This is a genomic window from Calidifontimicrobium sp. SYSU G02091 (genome assembly GCF_022631395.1).
Lineage (GTDB): Bacteria > Pseudomonadota > Gammaproteobacteria > Burkholderiales > Burkholderiaceae_C > Calidifontimicrobium > Calidifontimicrobium sediminis.
Map to the genome: position 1 here is coordinate 113,465 of NZ_JALBGB010000007.1, position 16,249 is coordinate 129,713.

A 16,249-nucleotide genomic window follows, 5' to 3' on the forward strand; every position below is an offset into this window, starting at 1 on the left:
CGGCTCGCGCTCACCGCGCCCAGCCGTCCTTCAGCCCGGTGATGCGGTTGAACACCGGCCGCTCGCGGCGGTGCTCGATGCGGTCGGCGACGAAGTAGCCGTGGCGCTCGAACTGGAAGTGGTCCTCGGGCTCGGCGGCGGCGAGCGACGGCTCGACCCAGGCGGTGACGGTGCGGCGGCTGTCGGGGTTCAGCACGGTGTGGAAGTCGCGCCCGCCGGCGTCGGGCTGCGGCTCGGTGAACAGCGGCTCGAAGAGGTTGACGGTCGCCGCGAGCGCGTCGTGCGCGCCGACCCACGTGATCACGCCCTTGACCTTGACGCGGTCGGCACCGGGCGTGCCGCTCTTGGTGTCGGGCACGACGCGCGCGAGCACCTTCGCGACGCGGCCGTCGCTGCCGGTCTCGAAGCCGGTGCACTCGACGACATAGCCGTACTTCAGCCGCACCGCGTTGCCGGGGTACAGGCGGTGGAAGCCCTTCGGCGGCTCGGCGGCGAAGTCGTCGCGCTCGATCCACACCTCGCGCCCGAGGCCGAACGAGCGCGCGCCGAGCTCGGGACGCTGCGGGTGGCCGGGTGCGCTGCACGGCTCGATGTGCGCCTCGCTGCCGAACACCTCGGCCCAGTTCGTCAGCGCGAGCGGGATCGGGTCGAGCACCGCCATCGCGCGCGGCGCGCGGCCCTCGAGGTCGTCGCGCAGCGCCTGCTCGAGCACGCCGTGCTCGATCCAGCTGTCGGCTTTCGACACGCCGATGCGCTCGGCGAACAGGCGGATCGACGACGGCGTGTAGCCCCGGCGGCGCAGGCCGACGAGGGTGGGCATGCGCGGGTCGTCCCAGCCGTCGACGATTTTCTCGTCGACGAGCTGGCGCAGCTTGCGCTTGCTGGTGACGACGCCGGTCAGGTTCAGCCGGGCGAATTCGTACTGGTGCGGCAGTTCGAACGGCTCGGGTAGGTGCGCGCGCAGCGCGTGCTCGAGCAGCGGCGTGAACTGGCGCATGTGCGCCTTCAGCAGCGCGAAGAACGCCGGCAGGTCGCGCAGCACGGCGTCGCGGTCGTGCTCCCAGCGCACGAAGAGGGCCCGCATCTCGGCCTCGGGCGCGCTCGGCCCCAGCTTGGTGGCGTGGTTGTGACACGCGAGCGCGAACTCCTTGCCCGCCTCGACGCCGCTGGCGGCGATCTTCTCGACCAGCGCCTTCGCGCGCGCGAACTGCGGCGCGCGCAGCACCGGCACCAGGCGTTCCAGCGTCCAGTCGTAGAACGGGCGCTGGTCCTCGAACTCGAGCGTGCAGATGCTGTGCGTGACGTTCTCGAGCGCGTCCTCGATCGGGTGCGCGTACGAATACATCGGGTAGATGCACCACCGGTCGCCCGTGTTGTGGTGCCGCGCGTGCTTGATGCGGTAGATCGTCGGGTCGCGCAGGTTGATGTTCGGGTGCGCCATGTCGATCTTCGCGCGCAGCACCATCGCGCCGTCGGGATGCTTGCCGTCGCGCATTTCGCGCAGGCGCGCGAGGTTCTCCTCGGGGCTGCGGGTGCGGTACGGGCTGTCGGTGCCGGGCGTCGTGAAGTCGCCGCGGCTGGCGCGCATCTGTTCGGGTGTTTGCTCGTCGACGTAGGCGTGGCCGGTTTCGACGAGGTACTCGGCACCGCGGTACATCACGTCGAAGTAGTCGCTGGCGTAGAACAGGTGAGAGACGCCGTTGGCCTCCCAGCTCCAGCCGAGCCAGCGCACGGCGTCGACGATCGCGTCGACGTACTCCTGCTCTTCCTTCTCGGGGTTGGTGTCGTCGAAGCGCAGGTGGCACACGCCACCGTAGTCGCGCGCGAGCCCGAAGTTCAGGCAGATGCTCTTCGCGTGGCCGATGTGCAGGTAGCCGTTGGGCTCGGGCGGGAAGCGCGTGCGGATGCGCGCCGGGTCGGGGCGGCCGCTCGCGGCGTGGTGCGTGCCGTCGCCGGGCGTGCCGGCGAACAGTCGCCCGGCGAGCCGGCCTTCGGCGAGGTCGCGCTCGATGATCTGGCGCAGGAAGTTGCTCGCGTGCTTGGCGGAATCGGGGGCGGACATGGGGTGGTCTTCGGCGCTCGCCGGCGAGGGTGCAAGGGTCAGATCGATTCTATCGACCGGTCCCTGGCGGGCCGGCCTCGTCGGCCGCCGTGCGGCCCGCGGCAGCCTGCGCGAGCTGCGCGCGCAACGCCTCGATGCGCTGCCGGTTCACGCCGAGGTCGCTGTGGCCGAGCCGCGACGCCGAGCGCACCTGCACGACGCCGGCCGCACCGTCGGCCCAGAACTCGGCGTCGTCGACGAAGCGCAGCCAGCGCGTCGTGAACTCGACACGCAGGTAGTCGCCGCGCCGCTCGACGATGCGCGCGTCGGGCCGTGTCTCGAGATGCGTGGCCAGCCACGCGATCGTTGCGCGCGCGTCGCCGTCGATGGCCGGCAGCGGGTCGATGTGCGCCTGCTCGCGGCGCGGGTGGTCGGGGTGGAGTGCGGCCTGGCTGCTGACGCTGTTCGGGGTTGCGGACGGTGGCTTCAGGCGGCCGTCGCGCACGCCGAGGTCCGTCGGCGGCGTGCCGCGCAGCGCGCCGAGCTGCCCGGCCGCCAGCAGCGCCAGCGGCAGTGCGACGGCGAGCGCAGCGAGCACGGCAATCGCACGCCGCATCGCGCGGGCGTCAGCGCCGCCGCCCGCCGAGCAGGCTGCCGAGCACGCCGCGGATGATTTCTCGGCCCACCGTCGTGCCGATCGTGCGCACGGCCGACTTGGCGGCCGCCTCGAGCATGCCCTCGCGCCGCCCGCCTCGCGGGCCCGTGCTGCCGAACAGCACGTCGCCGAGGCCGCCGAGCGCGCCGCCGGCGCCGCCGGTCGCACCGCCCGCCGCGCCGGCCGGCTTCGCCGGCTCGGCGGCCGCCAGCGAGGCCTCGGCCTTCTGGCGCAGCATTTCGTACGCCGACTCGCGGTCGACCGTCTTCTCGTAGACGCCGGCCACCAGCGAGTTCGCGATCAGCGTCTGCCGCTCCTGCGCCGTGATCGGACCGATGCGGCTGCCCGGCGGCAGCACGTAGACGCGCTGCGTGACGCCGGGGCGGCCCTTCTCGTCGAGCAGGCTCACGAGCGCCTCGCCGACCGCGAGCTCGGTGATCGCCGTCTCGACGTCGAGCTTCGGGTTCGCGCGCATCGTGCTCGCCGCCGCCTTGACCGCCTTCTGGTCGCGCGGCGTGAACGCGCGCAGCGCGTGCTGCACGCGGTTGCCGAGCTGGCCGAGCACGGTGTCGGGGATGTCCAGCGGGTTCTGCGTCACGAAGTACACGCCCACGCCCTTGCTGCGCACCAGGCGCACGACGAGCTCGATGCGCTCGACGAGCGCCTTCGGCGCGTCGGTGAACAGCAGGTGCGCCTCGTCGAAGAAGTAGACGAGCTTGGGCTTGTCGAGGTCACCGACCTCGGGCAGCTGCTCGAACAGCTCCGACAGCATCCACAGCAAGAAGGTCGCGTACAGCCGCGGCGACGTCATCAGCCGGTCGGCGGCGAGGATGTTGACGACGCCCTTGCCGCCCTCGGTCTGCATCAGGTCGGCGATGTCGAGCATCGGCTCACCGAAGAACTTGTCGCCGCCCTGTTCCTCGAGCTGCAGCAGCCCGCGCTGGATCGCGCCGACGCTGGCCGCGCTGATGTTGCCGTAGGCGGTCGTGAACTGCTTGGCGTTGTCGCCGACGTGCTGCAGCATCGCGCGCAGGTCCTTCAGGTCGAGCAGCAGCAGCCCGCTGTCGTCGGCGATCTTGAACACGAGGTTCAGTACGCCCGACTGCGTCTCGTTCAGCCCCAGCATGCGCGCGAGCAGCAGCGGCCCCATGTCGGAGACGGTCGCGCGCACCGGGTGGCCCTGCTCGCCGAACACGTCCCACAGCGTCGTCGGGCACGACGCCGGCGTGGGCATCGGCAGCCCGCGGTCGGCGAGCACCTTGGCCACCTTCTCGGGCAGCGTGCCGCGCTGGCTGATGCCGGCGAGGTCGCCCTTGACGTCGGCCATGAACACCGGCACGCCAATCGCGCTGAAGCTCTCGGCCATCTTCTGCAGCGTCACCGTCTTGCCGGTGCCGGTCGCACCCGTGATCAGCCCGTGGCGGTTGGCCAGCGCGGGCAGCAGGTGGCATTCGATGTCGCCGTGCTTGGCGAGGAGGATCGGCTCGGGCATCGCGGGGCTCCGTCGGCGGATGACGGCGTCAGTCTAGGGGAAGCGGCCGCGCCGCGGCCGGGCGCGCGCCCCGGGCGCGCGGGGGCGCGCCGATAGAATCGCGGCCATCGACGGAGGTGTGCTCAGCATCATGGCCGGACATTCGAAGTGGGCCAACATCCAGCACCGCAAGGGGCGCCAGGACGAGAAGCGCGGCAAGATCTGGACGCGCGTGATCCGCGAGATCATGGTCGCCGCCCGCCAGGGGGGCGGTGACCCGGCCGCCAACCCGCGGCTGCGGCTGGCGATCGAGAAGGCCAAGGCGGCCAACATGCCGGCCGACACGATCAAGCGCAACATCGACAAGGCCACCGGCAACCTCGAGGGTGTGACCTACGAGGAGGTGCGCTACGAGGGCTACGGCATCGGTGGTGCGGCGATCATCGTCGACTGCATGACCGACAACCGCGTACGCACCGTCGCCGAGGTGCGCCACGCGTTCAGCAAGCACGGCGGCAACCTCGGCACCGAGGGCTCGGTGGCGTTCCAGTTCCGCCACTGCGGCCAGCTGGTGTTCGCGCCCGGCACGAGCGAGGACAGGGTGATGGAAGTCGCGCTCGACGCCGGCGCCGACGACGTGATCACGGGCGACGACGGCTCGATCGAGGTGCTGACCGCGCCGGGCGACTTCGAAGCCGTCAAGGAGCGCCTCGAGGCTGCGGGACTGAAGCCCGAGGTCGCCGAGGTGACGATGCGTGCCGAGAACACCGTCGAGCTCACCGGTGAAGACGCGCAGCGCATGCGCAAGCTGCTCGATGCGCTCGAGGACCTCGACGACGTGCAGGAGGTCTACCACAACGCCGACCTCGGCGACGAGGCGTGAGGCGCCGATGAAGATGCTGGTGGTCGGCGGCGGCGGGCGCGAGCACGCGCTGGCGTGGCGGCTCGCGCAGTCGCCGAAGGTGCAGCAGGTGTTCGTCGCCCCGGGCAACGGCGGCACCGCTCTCGACGCGCGGCTGCACAACGTCGCGCTGACCGACGTGCCGAGCCTGGCCGACTTCGCGCAGGCCGCAGGCATCGGGCTGACGGTCGTCGGCCCCGAGGCGCCGCTCGCGCTGGGCATCGTCGACGCGTTCCGCGCGCGCGGCCTGCGCATCATCGGGCCGACGCAGGCGGCCGCGCGCCTCGAGAGCTCGAAGGCGTTCGCCAAAGCGTTCATGCAGCGCCACGGCATTCCCACCGCGCGCCACGCGACGTTCTCCGACGCCACGGCGGCGCACGCCCACGTCGACCAGCACGGCGCGCCGATCGTCGTCAAGGCCGACGGCCTGGCCGCCGGCAAGGGCGTCGTCGTCGCGACGACGGTGGCCGAGGCGCACGAGGCGATCGACTTCATGCTGCTCGACAACAAGCTCGGCGTCGTGCACAACGCCGACGGCGCGCGCGTCGTGATCGAGGAGTTCCTCGTCGGCGAGGAGGCGAGCTTCATCGTGCTGACCGACGGCAAGTCGGTGCTGCCGCTGGCCTCCAGCCAGGACCACAAGCGCCTGCTCGACGGCGACCGCGGGCCCAACACGGGCGGCATGGGCGCGTATTCGCCGGCGCCGGTCGTCACGCCCAACGTGCACGCGAAGGTGATGCACGAAATCATCCTGCCGACGATCGCCGGCATGGCCAAGGACGGCGCGCCGTTCACCGGCTTTCTCTATGCCGGGCTGATGATCGACGCCGAGGGACGGCCGAAGACGGTCGAGTTCAATGCCCGCCTCGGCGATCCCGAGGCCGAGGTGATCCTGATGCGGCTCAAGAGCGACCTCGCCGACGTGCTGCTGCACGCGGCCAACGGCACGCTCGACCAGGTCGAACTGCACTGGGACCGGCGCGCCGCGCTCGGCGTCGTGATGGCGGCGCACGGCTACCCGCTCGAGCCGCGCAAGGGCGACGTGATCGAGGGCCTGCCTGCCCCGCGCGACGCCGCCGACGCCGACACGATGGTGTTCCACGCCGGCACCGCGCGCGATGCCGACGGGCGCATCGTCACCAGCGGCGGGCGCGTGCTGTGCGTGACGGCGCTCGGCGAGTCGGTCAAGGTCGCGCAGCAGCGCGCCTACGAGGCGCTGCGGCCGATCCACTTCGACGGCGCGCAGTGGCGCACCGACATCGGCCACCGCGCGATCAAGTCGCGCTGATGCGCGCACCGCCCGCGCCGGTGCGCAGGGCCGCTGCCTGCGGTCCGTTCCGCGTGCGCCTCGCCCTGTGGCTCGCCGGCGACGCGCCCGCCCGCCCGGCGGCCGTCGCACCTCACTTCGACGGCGGGCAGGGGTATCGTGCGGCCCTGGCTCCACCGAACCGCCCATGACGCTCGACATCGCTTCCGTGCGCCGCTACCTGCTCGGCCTGCAGGAACGCATCATCACGACGTTCCAGGCCGAGGACGGCAAGCCCTTCGCCAGCGACGGCTGGACGCGCGAGCCCGGCGGCCGCCTCGAAGGCGACGGGCTGACGCGCCTCGTCGAGGAAGGCAACCTGTTCGAGCGCGCGGGCTGCAACTTCAGCCACGTCAAGGGACAGTCGCTGCCGCCGTCGGCGAGCGCGCACCGCCCCGAGATGGCCGGCGCGCCGTTCGAGGCGCTGGGCGTGTCGCTCGTGTTCCACCCGCGCAACCCGCACGTGCCCACCGTGCACATGAACGTGCGCATGTTCGCCGCGCTGCCCGCCGGTCGCGAGCCGGTGTTCTGGTTCGGCGGCGGCATGGACCTGACGCCGTACTACGGCGTCGAGGACGACGCGCGCCACTTCCACCGCACCTGCCGCGACGCGCTGGCACCGTTCGGCGACGACAAGTACCCGCGCTTCAAGAAGTGGTGCGACGAGTACTTCTTTCTCAAGCACCGCGGCGAGCCGCGCGGCATCGGCGGGGTGTTCTTCGACGACTTCGCCGAGCTCGGCTTCGAGGGCAGCTTCGCGATGACGCGCGCGGTCGGCGACGCCTTCGTCGACGCGTACCTGCCGATCGTGCGCGCGCGCCGCGACACGCCGTACGGCGAGCGCGAGCGCGACTTCCAGGCCTACCGGCGCGGACGCTACGTCGAGTTCAACCTCGTGTTCGACCGCGGCACGCTGTTCGGCCTGCAGTCGGGTGGGCGCACCGAGAGCATCCTGATGTCGATGCCGCCCGTCGTGAAGTGGCGCTACGACTGGCACCCGCAGCCGGGCACGCCCGAAGCGCGGCTGTACACCGACTTCCTGCGCCCGCGGGACTGGGCGGCCGAGTGAGCCTGCGACCGAGCCACCGGCCGAGCCGCTGCCGGGCGCCCGCACTGTCGCCCCTCGCGTGAGCAAGGCGCTGCGGCTCGGCCTGCTCGGCGGCACCTTCGATCCGCCGCACCTGGGGCACCTCGCGCTGGCGCGCGCGGCGCGCGACCAGCTCGCGCTCGACGAGCTGCGCTGGGTGCCTGCCGGCGCGCCGTGGCAGAAGGCCGGGCGCGTGCTCGCCCCGGCCGCCGACCGGCTCGCGATGGTGCGATTGCTCGTCGACGGCGAGGCGCGCATGCGCGTCGACGACGTCGAGATCCGGCGTGCCGGGCCGAGCTACACCGTCGACACCGTGCTCGCACTGCGGCGCGAGCGGCCCGACGCCGACCTGTTCCTCGTCGTCGGGCAGGACCAGTACGCGCGGCTGCACACCTGGCACCGCTGGCGCGAGCTGCTCGAGGCCGTCACGCTCGCGGTCGCCGGCCGCGAGTGCGCGCCGCCGCAGGCGCCGGCCGAACTCGCCGGCGTCGCGCACCGCATGGTCGCGATCGACCTGACGCCGGTGGCCGTGTCGTCGACCGCGGTGCGCGACGCCGCCGCGCGCGGCGCCGACCTGCGTGCCCACGTCGGCGCGGCCGTGGCCGCCTACATCGAACGTCACCACCTGTACCGCCCTTCGACCCCACTGCCTGCCAGGAGCTGAATGGACATCCGCAAGCTGCAACGCGCCATCGTCGACGGCCTCGAGGACGTCAAGGCGCAGAACATCGTCGTCTTCAACACCGAGCACCTGTCGCCGCTGTTCGAGCGCGTGATCATCGCGTCGGGCACGAGCAACCGGCAGACCAAGGCGCTGGCCAGCAGCGTGCGCGAGACGGTCAAGGCGCGCGGCATGCCCGTGCTGCGCACCGAGGGCGAGGACAACGGCGAGTGGATCATCGTCGACTGCGGCGCCGCGGTGTGCCACATCATGCAGCCGGCGATCCGCGAGTACTACCACCTCGAGGAGATCTGGGGCGGCAAGCCGGTGCGCGTCAAGCTCGGCGGCGCGGCGCGCGGGTTGCCGAAGGCGGGCGAGGCGTCGCCGCAGTCGGCACCGACGGACGAGCACGCCGAAAAGCAGGCCGGGAAGCGCGCTGCGAAGACCGCGGCAAAGACGGGCGCCAAGACCGCGGCAAAGACGGCCACGAAGCCGGCGCGGCAGCCCGCGGGCGAACCGCCGGCGGCGAAGACGAAGGCGGCCAAGACGCCGGCAGCCAAGACGCCGGCAGCCAAGGCGCCGGCGGCCAAGCGGACCGCGGCAGCCGCCGGGCCGACGCGCGCCCGGTCCGCCGCCGGCAAGACGGTGCCGCGCAAGACAGCGGCCGCCAAGTCGGCGGCGAAGACCCCGGTGAAGACCCCGGTGAAGACGGTGCGCGTCGGCGCGAAGGCGGCCGGCACGCGCAGGCGCTGAAGCGCCGCACGCGGCGGGCGGGCGACGGTGCGTCTGGTGGTGATCGCGATCGGCCAGCGCCAGCCCGCGTGGGCCGACGCGGCGTGGGACGACTTCGCCAAGCGCTTTCCGCCCGAGATGCGCCTCGAGCTGAAGGCGCTGAAGGCCGAGCCGCGCAGCGGCGGCAAGCCGGTGGCGGCGCTGAAGGCCGCCGAGGCGCAGCGCATCGCGGCCGCGCTGCCCAAGGGCGCGCGGCGCGTCGTGCTCGACGAGCACGGCCAGCGCCTGACGACGGCGCAGCTCGCGCAGCGGCTCGCGTTCTGGAAGGGCGACGGCCGTGACGTCGCGTTCGTGATCGGCGGCCCCGACGGGCTCGACGACGCGCTCGTCGCCGCGGCCGACGACACGCTGCGCTTGTCGGACCTGACGCTGCCGCACGCGCTCGTGCGCGTGCTGCTCGCCGAGGCGCTGTACCGCGCGTGGTCGCTCGGCGCCGGCCACCCGTATCACCGCGAATGAGCGCATCGTTCGTCTACCTCGCGTCGCAGAGCCCGCGCCGGCGCCAGCTGCTGGCGCAGATCGGCGTGCCGCACGAACTGCTGCTGCCCGACGCCGACGAGGACGCCGAGGCGCTCGAGGCCGAACGCCCCGGCGAAGCGCCCGAGGACTACGTGGTGCGCGTCACGCGCGCCAAGCTCGACGCGGCGCTGGCGCGCTGGCGGCGGCGTGCGCTGCCGCCGGCGCCGGTGCTCGCGGCCGACACCACCGTCGCGCTCGGCCGCCAGGTGCTCGGCAAGCCTGCCGACACCGCCGACGCGCGCGCGATGCTCGCGCGCCTGTCGGGGCGCACGCACCGCGTGCTGACCGCCGTCGCGCTCGCGTGGCCCGACGCCGACCCGCTCGCCGTGCCGCGCGTGCACGCGGCGCTGAGCACCTCGCACGTGCGCTGGCGCGCGCTGACACCGGCCGAGATCGACGCCTACGTCGCCAGCGGCGAGCCGATGGGCAAGGCCGGCGCCTACGCGATCCAGAGCGGTGCCGCGCGCTGGACCGAGCACATCGACGGCAGCTACAGCGGCATCATGGGGCTGCCGCTGTTCGAGGTCGACCGCCTGCTGGCCGAGAGCGGCTGGAAGCCCTGAGCGCCGCCCGGCTACCATGCCGGCATGCAAGACATCCTGATCAACTGGACGCCGCAGGAAACGCGCGTGGCCGTCGTCGAGAACGGCGCCGTGCAGGAACTGCACCTCGAGCGCGCGCTCGAGCGCGGGCTGGTCGGCAACATCTACCTCGGCAAAGTCGCGCGCGTGCTGCCGGGCATGCAAAGCGCCTTCGTCGACATCGGGCTCGAGCGCGCCGCGTTCCTGCACGTGGCCGACCTGTTCGGCGCGCGCAGCGACGGCAACGGCGGCGGCGTGCCGCTGCCGATCGAGAAGCAGGTCTTCGAGGGGCAGACGCTGACGGTGCAGGTCATCAAGGACCCGATCGGCACCAAGGGCGCGCGGCTGTCGACGCAGATCAGCATCGCCGGCCGGCTGCTCGTGTTCCTGCCGCAGGACAAGCACATCGGCATCTCGCAGCGCATCGGCTCGCATGAGCTGCGCGAGCAGCTGCGCGCGCGCGTGCAGGCGCTGGCCGCCACGCCCGACGGCAGCGCTGCAGGCGGCTTCATCCTGCGCACGAACGCCGAGGACGCCACCGACGCCGAGCTCGCCGACGACATCGCCTACCTGCGCAAGACCTGGGCCGCGATCCGCCAGCGCGCGCTGTCGCAGCCGCCGGGCACGCTGCTGCACCAGGACCTGACGCTGGCCGAGCGCGTGCTGCGCGACCTCGCCGACGAGCACACGCAGACGATCCGCATCGACTCGAAGCTGCAGTACGAGCACCTGCTCGCGTTCGGCCGCGCCTACACGCCGGGGGCGGTCGGCAAGCTGCAGCACTACCAGGGCGAGCGCCCCGTGTTCGACCTGTTCAACGTCGACGACGAGATCGCGAAGGCGCTGGCGCGCCGCGTCGACCTCAAGAGCGGCGGCTACCTGATCATCGACCAGACCGAGGCACTGACGACGATCGACGTCAACACCGGCGGCTTCGTCGGCGCGCGCAACTTCGACGACACGATCTTCAAGACCAACCTCGAGGCTGCCGGCGCGATCGCGCGCCAGCTGCGGCTGCGCAACCTCGGCGGCATCATCATCGTCGACTTCATCGACATGAGCCGCGAAGAGCACCAGGCCGCGGTGCTCGCCGAGTTCCGCAAGCAGCTCGCGCGCGACCGCACCAAGGTCACGGTCGGCGGCTTCACGCAGCTCGGGCTGGTCGAGATGACGCGCAAGCGCACGCGCGAGAGCCTGGCGCACATGCTGTGCGAGCCGTGCCCGACCTGCGGCGGCCGCGGCCAGGTCAAGACCGCGCGCAGCGTGTGCTACGACATCCTGCGCGAGATCCTGCGCGAGGCGCGCCAGTTCGATCCGAAGGAGTTCCGCGTCGTCGCGAGCCCGGCGGTGGTCGAGATGCTGCTCGACGAGGAGAGCCCGCACCTGGCGGGCCTGTCGGAATTCATCGGCAAGCCGATCTCGCTGTCGGCCGAGCCGTCGATGAACCCGGAGCAGTACGACATCGTGCTGCTGTGACGGGCAGGTCAGGCCATCGCGGCCGGAACCTTCACTTGCTCGTCGCTGCCGTGGGCGTGGGTTCGGTGCCCGGCGTCGGCAGGCCTTCCTTCTCGGCGCTGCGATCGAAGATCAGCGTCTTGCCGAAGACGAGCTGCATCCACGTCGGGTACGTGTAGGCGGTCCCCTTGTTGTGATCGATGATCGCGCCGATGCCGCCACCGAGGATGATGTTGCCGAACATCCCGGCGTTGGCACGCGAGATGGCCCGCGCGTTGGCGTCGGGCTGGCCGGAATGCTTGCACACGATGTCCAGGTCTTTGCTCGACCGCCGCACCTGGACCGTCGATCCCGACTTCGTCGTGACGGTGCCGTAGTCGTTGGTCAGCGCGCATTCGGCACCGGTGACGAACGTCCCGTCCGCGGTCTGCGTCTCGATCTTCAGCGGGTGCGTGGAGTCGTTGACGACGGTGGCGCAGCCGCCCAGCACGACAGAGGCGCAAAGAGCAAGGGATGCGGCGATTCGAGTCTGCATGGGAGTCGTTCGTTGAGGTCGCAACTACTGGCGTGCCGAGGCCCTGCGGCCCCGGCATGTCGGCGCATTATCGTGGCCTGAGGTGCAGGGCAGCGCAGCGGGCACGTTCGGGGCCGCGTGGGTGCGGCTGCCTACAATGCCCGCGATGTCGTTCGTCCACCTGCGCCTGCACAGCGAATACTCGGTCGTCGACGGCACGCTGCGCATCGACGATGCCGCCGCCGCGGCGCGGGCCGACGGCCAGCCGGCGCTGGCGCTGACGGACCTCGCGAACCTGTTCGGCGCTGTCAAGTTCTACAAGGCGTGCCGCGGCGCGGGTGTCAAGCCGATCCTCGGCGCCGACCTGTGGATGGAGCCGCTGCCCGACGGGCTCGTGCCCGGCGCGGGCGGTGACAAGCAGGCCAGCCGGCTGCTCGTGCTGGTGCAGGACCGCAGCGGCTACCTGCACCTGTGCGAACTGCTCTCGCGCGCGTGGACGACCAACGTGCAGCGCACGCAGGCCTGGGTCAAGTGGGAGTGGCTGGCCGAGCTCGGCGGCGGTCTGATCGCGCTGTCGGGCGCCGACGGCGGTGCCGTCGGCGCGGCGCTGCTCGCAGGCGACGCGCGCCGCGCCGCGGCGATCGCGCGCCACCTCGCGGCGCTGTTTCCGCGCCGCTTCTACCTCGAGCTGCAGCGCGCCGGCTTGCCGACCCACGAGGCCCACGTGCGCGCCGCGGTGCCGCTGGCGGCCGAGCTCGGGCTGCCGGTGGTGGCCACGCACCCGGTGCAGTTCCTCGAGCCCGACGACTTCGACGCGCACGAGGCGCGCGTGTGCATCGCCGAAGGCGAGACGCTCGCCAACCCGCGGCGTGTGCGCCGCTTCACGCGCGAGCAGCACTTCAAGAGCGCGGCGCAGATGCGCGAGCTGTTCGCCGATGTACCGTCGGCGCTGGCCAACACGCTCGAGATCGCGAAGCGCTGCAACCTCACGCTCACGCTCGGCAAGCCTCAGCTGCCCGACTTCCCGACACCCGTGCTGCCCGACGGCAGCCGCATGCCGATCGAGGTGTACTTCCGCCAGCGCTCGTTCGAGGGGCTCGAGCAGCGGCTGGCCGCGCTGTACCCTGATGCGGCCGAGCGCGAGCGGCAGCGGCCGCGCTACGTCGAGCGGCTCGAGTTCGAGATTGCGACGATCGTGAAGATGGGCTTTCCGGGCTACTTCCTGATCGTCTCCGACTTCATCACGTGGGCCAAGGCCAACGCCTGCCCGGTGGGCCCCGGACGCGGCTCGGGGGCGGGCTCGCTGGTGGCGTACGCGCTGGCGATCACCGACCTCGACCCGCTGCGCTACAAGCTGCTGTTCGAGCGCTTCCTGAACCCCGAGCGCGTGTCGATGCCCGACTTCGACATCGACTTCTGCCAGGCCAACCGCGAGCGCGTGATCGATTACGTCAAGGCCAAGTACGGCCGCGATGCGGTGAGCCAGATCGCGACCTTCGGCACGATGGCGGCGAAGGCCGCGCTGCGCGACGTCGGCCGCGTGCTCGGGATGGGCTACGGCCACGTCGACAGCATCGCCAAGCTGATCCCGGCGCCGCCCGGCAAGACGGTGACTCTGGCCAAGGTGCCCGACAAGCCCGACCCGGGGCTGATCTACGCGCGCAAGGAAGAACCCGAGATCGACCGTCGCGAGGCCGCCGACGAGGAGGTCGCCGAGCTGCTCGCGCTGGCCACGCGCGTCGAGGGCATCGTGCGCAACATCGGCATGCACGCCGGCGGCGTGCTGATCGCGCCGGGCAAGATCACCGACTTCTGCCCGCTGTACCAGCAGCCCGGCAGCGACAGCGCGGTCAGCCAGTTCGACAAGGACGACGTCGAGGCGATCGGCCTCGTGAAGTTCGACTTCCTGGGCCTCGCGACGCTGACGATCCTCGAACTGGCCAAGGAATTCATCGTCGCCGGCGACCCCGCGCGCCGCGACTTCGCGTACGAGCGCATCCCGCTCGACGACGCGCAGGTCTACAAGCTGTTCTCCGACGGCCTGACCGAGGCGGTGTTCCAGTTCGAATCGCCGGGCATGCAGCGCATGCTGCGCGAGGCCAAGCCGAGCCGGCTCGAGGACCTGATCGCCCTGAACGCGCTGTACCGCCCGGGACCGATGGACCTGATCCCGAGCTTCGTCGCGCGCAAGCACGGGCGCGAGCCGGTCGAGTACCCCCACCCGCTCGTCGAGCCGGTGCTCGCCGAGACCTACGGGATCATGGTCTACCAGGAGCAGGTGATGCAGGTCGCGCAGATCCTGGGTGGCTACTCGCTCGGCGGTGCCGACCTGCTGCGCCGCGCGATGGGCAAGAAGAAGCCCGAGGAGATGGCCAAGCACCGCGAGACCTTCCGCGCCGGTGCGGCCAAGAACGGCATCGACCAGGCCAAGGCCGACGAGATCTTCGACCTGATGGAGAAGTTCGCCGGCTACGGCTTCAACAAGAGCCACGCCGCCGCGTACTCGCTGCTCGCGTACCACACGGCATGGGTCAAGGTGCACCACCCGGCCGAGTTCTACGCGGCCAACATGACGATCGAGCTCGACGACACCGACAAGCTGCACGTGCTGTGGAACGACGCGCGGCAGTTCGGCGTCGCGTTCGATCCGCCCGACGTCAACGCCGGCACCTACCGCTTCGAGCCGGTGGGGCCGAAGCGCATCCGCTACGGTCTCGGCGCGATCAAGGGCACCGGCCAGGGCGCGATCGAGGCCATCGTCGCCGCGCGCGAGGGACAGGGCGCGGGCCCCCGCGGCGCCGAGCGCGGGCCGTTTCGCAGCCTGTTCGACTTCGCCGCCCGCGTGGACCGCCAGCGCGTCAACAAGCGTGTCGTCGAGGCGCTGATCAAGGGTGGTGCGTTCGACGCGCTGCACCCCGACCGTGCGTCGGCGCTGGCCAGCGTCAGCCTCGCGTTCGACTGGGCCGAGACGCAGGAGGCCAACGCGCACCAGGCCGGGCTGTTCGACTTCGGCGCCGACGACGCCGCGGCGAGCACGCGCGAGCCGCCGCTGGTCGCCGCCGAGCCGTGGGGCGTGCGCGAGAAGCTGCTGCTCGAGCGCACCGCGCTGGGCTTTTACCTGTCGGGGCACCTGTTCGATGCGTGCGAGGCCGAGGTGCGGCAGTTCGTGCGCCGGCGCATCGCCGACCTCGTCGACACCCGCGAGCCGCAGCTCGTGGCCGGCATCGTCGCCGACCTGCGCATCGTCAACGGCCAGCGCGGGCGCGTGGCGATCTTCAAGCTCGACGACGGCAGCGCGACGATCGAGACGGTGGCCAGCGAAGAGCTCCTCGACGCGATGCGCGACGTGCTGCGCGACGACGAACTCGTCATCGTGCAGGGGCGCGTGCAGCCCGACCGCTTCGGCGGTGGCCTGCGCTTGAACGTCAACCAGCTGTGGGACCTGCCCACGGCGCGCTGCCGCTTCGCACGCTACCTGCGTGTGGCCGTCAACGGCCACACGCCACCGGTGGCCGAGTTGCTGAAGGAGTTCCCGGCGCGGCGCGTCGCGACCGACGACGGCGACCTCGTGCAGGGATTGACGGTGCGCCTGCTGCTGCAGCGCGAACGCGCCGTCGCCGAGCTCGATCTCGGCGAGGCGGCGCGCTTCTTTCCCAGCGATGCCGCGCTGGAGCGGTGGCGGCGCTGCACCGGTGGCGGCGCACGCCTGGTGTACGAGCCCGAGGCCGACGCGCTGCACTGATCGCGCCGCCGGGGCCGGCGGGCCGCGATGGCGGCGTCAGCGCTTGGCGTCGGCTTTCGGCGCGGCGGCAGGCTTGTCCTTCGGCGCCGCCGCGTAGGCGCTGCCGGAGACCGTCAGGCCGGCCGACGAGAAGCGCGCGGCGTTGCCGTCGCCGATTCCTTTGACGCGGACGATGAGGTCGCTCCAGTCCTTGAACGGGCCCTTCTTGCGCTCTTCGAGGATGCGCTCCGACATCGCGGGCCCGATGCCCTTGACGGTCTCGAGCTCGGCCTGCGAGGCCTTGTTGATGTCGACGGTGGCGTGCGCGGCGAAGGTCAGCGCGGCAAGCACGGTGGCGATCAGCATGCGGTACATGGCGGTCTCCTGGACGGGTGAAGGGGCAGGGGGCGGGGCCGAGACGGTGGCGAGTGGGCTCGCGCGTTCGACCTGCAGACCATTCTGGGCAGCGACGCGTCGCATGACACTCCACCGGGAGTGCCACTCCGGCGGGGGCCTGCTCGCGGGGCCCCCGCACGGGCGGCCGC

The 16,249-nt window shown here is 71.9% G+C and carries 14 protein-coding genes; 9 read left to right on the plus strand and 5 right to left on the minus strand.

Going from position 1 to position 16,249, the window contains the following annotated elements; translation table 11 throughout:
* Nucleotides 1-10: 10 nt before the first annotated feature.
* From MOJ79_RS06945 to MOJ79_RS06955, 3 genes are read right to left on the minus strand one after another with little or no spacing between them, the layout of a single operon-like run.
* Nucleotides 11-2,062, minus strand: a complete 2,052-nt coding sequence (locus MOJ79_RS06945) for a glutamine--tRNA ligase (protein ID WP_241923477.1) — start codon at nt 2,060-2,062, stop codon at nt 11-13.
* Nucleotides 2,063-2,111: 49 nt separating this feature from the next.
* Complete coding sequence (locus MOJ79_RS06950) at nt 2,112-2,657, minus strand: DUF1499 domain-containing protein (RefSeq protein WP_241923478.1); 546 nt, start codon at nt 2,655-2,657, stop codon at nt 2,112-2,114.
* Between the two features lie 10 nt (nt 2,658-2,667).
* Nucleotides 2,668-4,188, minus strand: a complete 1,521-nt coding sequence (locus tag MOJ79_RS06955; RefSeq protein ID WP_241923479.1) for a helicase HerA-like domain-containing protein — start codon at nt 4,186-4,188, stop codon at nt 2,668-2,670.
* A gap of 130 nt (nt 4,189-4,318) precedes the next feature.
* Between MOJ79_RS06955 and MOJ79_RS06960 the strand changes: the two genes are divergently transcribed.
* The 8 genes from MOJ79_RS06960 (at nt 4,319) to rng (ending at nt 11,490) form a co-directional block, all read left to right on the plus strand.
* Nucleotides 4,319-5,050 (plus strand): YebC/PmpR family DNA-binding transcriptional regulator, encoded by a 732-nt coding sequence (locus tag MOJ79_RS06960; protein ID WP_241923480.1) that lies wholly within the window; start codon nt 4,319-4,321, stop codon nt 5,048-5,050.
* 7 nt (nt 5,051-5,057) lie between these two features.
* Complete coding sequence (gene purD / locus MOJ79_RS06965; protein WP_241923481.1) at nt 5,058-6,356, plus strand: phosphoribosylamine--glycine ligase; 1,299 nt, start codon at nt 5,058-5,060, stop codon at nt 6,354-6,356.
* Between the two features lie 166 nt (nt 6,357-6,522).
* Complete coding sequence (gene hemF, locus MOJ79_RS06970; protein WP_241923482.1) at nt 6,523-7,443, plus strand: oxygen-dependent coproporphyrinogen oxidase; 921 nt, start codon at nt 6,523-6,525, stop codon at nt 7,441-7,443.
* 58 nt (nt 7,444-7,501) lie between these two features.
* Nucleotides 7,502-8,125: a nicotinate-nucleotide adenylyltransferase gene (nadD, locus tag MOJ79_RS06975; RefSeq protein ID WP_241923483.1), complete on the plus strand. Its 624-nt coding sequence runs from the start codon at nt 7,502-7,504 to the stop codon at nt 8,123-8,125.
* Entirely contained in the window at nt 8,126-8,875 is a 750-nt protein-coding gene (gene rsfS / locus MOJ79_RS06980; RefSeq protein ID WP_241923484.1) for a ribosome silencing factor, read from the plus strand.
* Nucleotides 8,876-8,902: 27 nt separating this feature from the next.
* Entirely contained in the window at nt 8,903-9,373 is a 471-nt protein-coding gene (gene rlmH / locus MOJ79_RS06985) for a 23S rRNA (pseudouridine(1915)-N(3))-methyltransferase RlmH (RefSeq protein ID WP_241923485.1), read from the plus strand.
* Nucleotides 9,370-9,996 carry a Maf family protein gene (locus MOJ79_RS06990; RefSeq protein ID WP_241923486.1) on the plus strand — a complete coding sequence of 209 codons (627 nt, stop codon included), beginning with the start codon at nt 9,370-9,372 and terminating at the stop codon, nt 9,994-9,996. Before rlmH ends, MOJ79_RS06990 begins: the two co-directional genes overlap by 4 nt.
* A 24-nt stretch (nt 9,997-10,020) precedes the next feature.
* On the plus strand, nt 10,021-11,490 hold the full coding sequence (gene rng / locus MOJ79_RS06995) for a ribonuclease G (protein WP_241923487.1): 1,470 nt from the start codon (nt 10,021-10,023) through the stop codon (nt 11,488-11,490).
* A 31-nt stretch (nt 11,491-11,521) separates the two neighbouring features.
* Here rng and MOJ79_RS07000 read toward each other — a convergent pair whose 3' ends face one another.
* On the minus strand, nt 11,522-12,004 hold the full coding sequence (locus MOJ79_RS07000; RefSeq protein WP_119286625.1) for a hypothetical protein: 483 nt from the start codon (nt 12,002-12,004) through the stop codon (nt 11,522-11,524).
* Nucleotides 12,005-12,149: 145 nt separating this feature from the next.
* Here MOJ79_RS07000 and dnaE point away from each other — a divergent pair, with 145 nt between their 5' ends.
* Nucleotides 12,150-15,725, plus strand: a complete 3,576-nt coding sequence (gene dnaE / locus MOJ79_RS07005; RefSeq protein ID WP_241923488.1) for a DNA polymerase III subunit alpha — start codon at nt 12,150-12,152, stop codon at nt 15,723-15,725.
* Between the two features lie 36 nt (nt 15,726-15,761).
* On the opposite strand, the gene MOJ79_RS07010 is transcribed toward dnaE, so the two are convergent.
* Complete coding sequence (locus MOJ79_RS07010) at nt 15,762-16,079, minus strand: ComEA family DNA-binding protein (protein ID WP_119354899.1); 318 nt, start codon at nt 16,077-16,079, stop codon at nt 15,762-15,764.
* Nucleotides 16,080-16,249 lie beyond the last annotated feature (170 nt).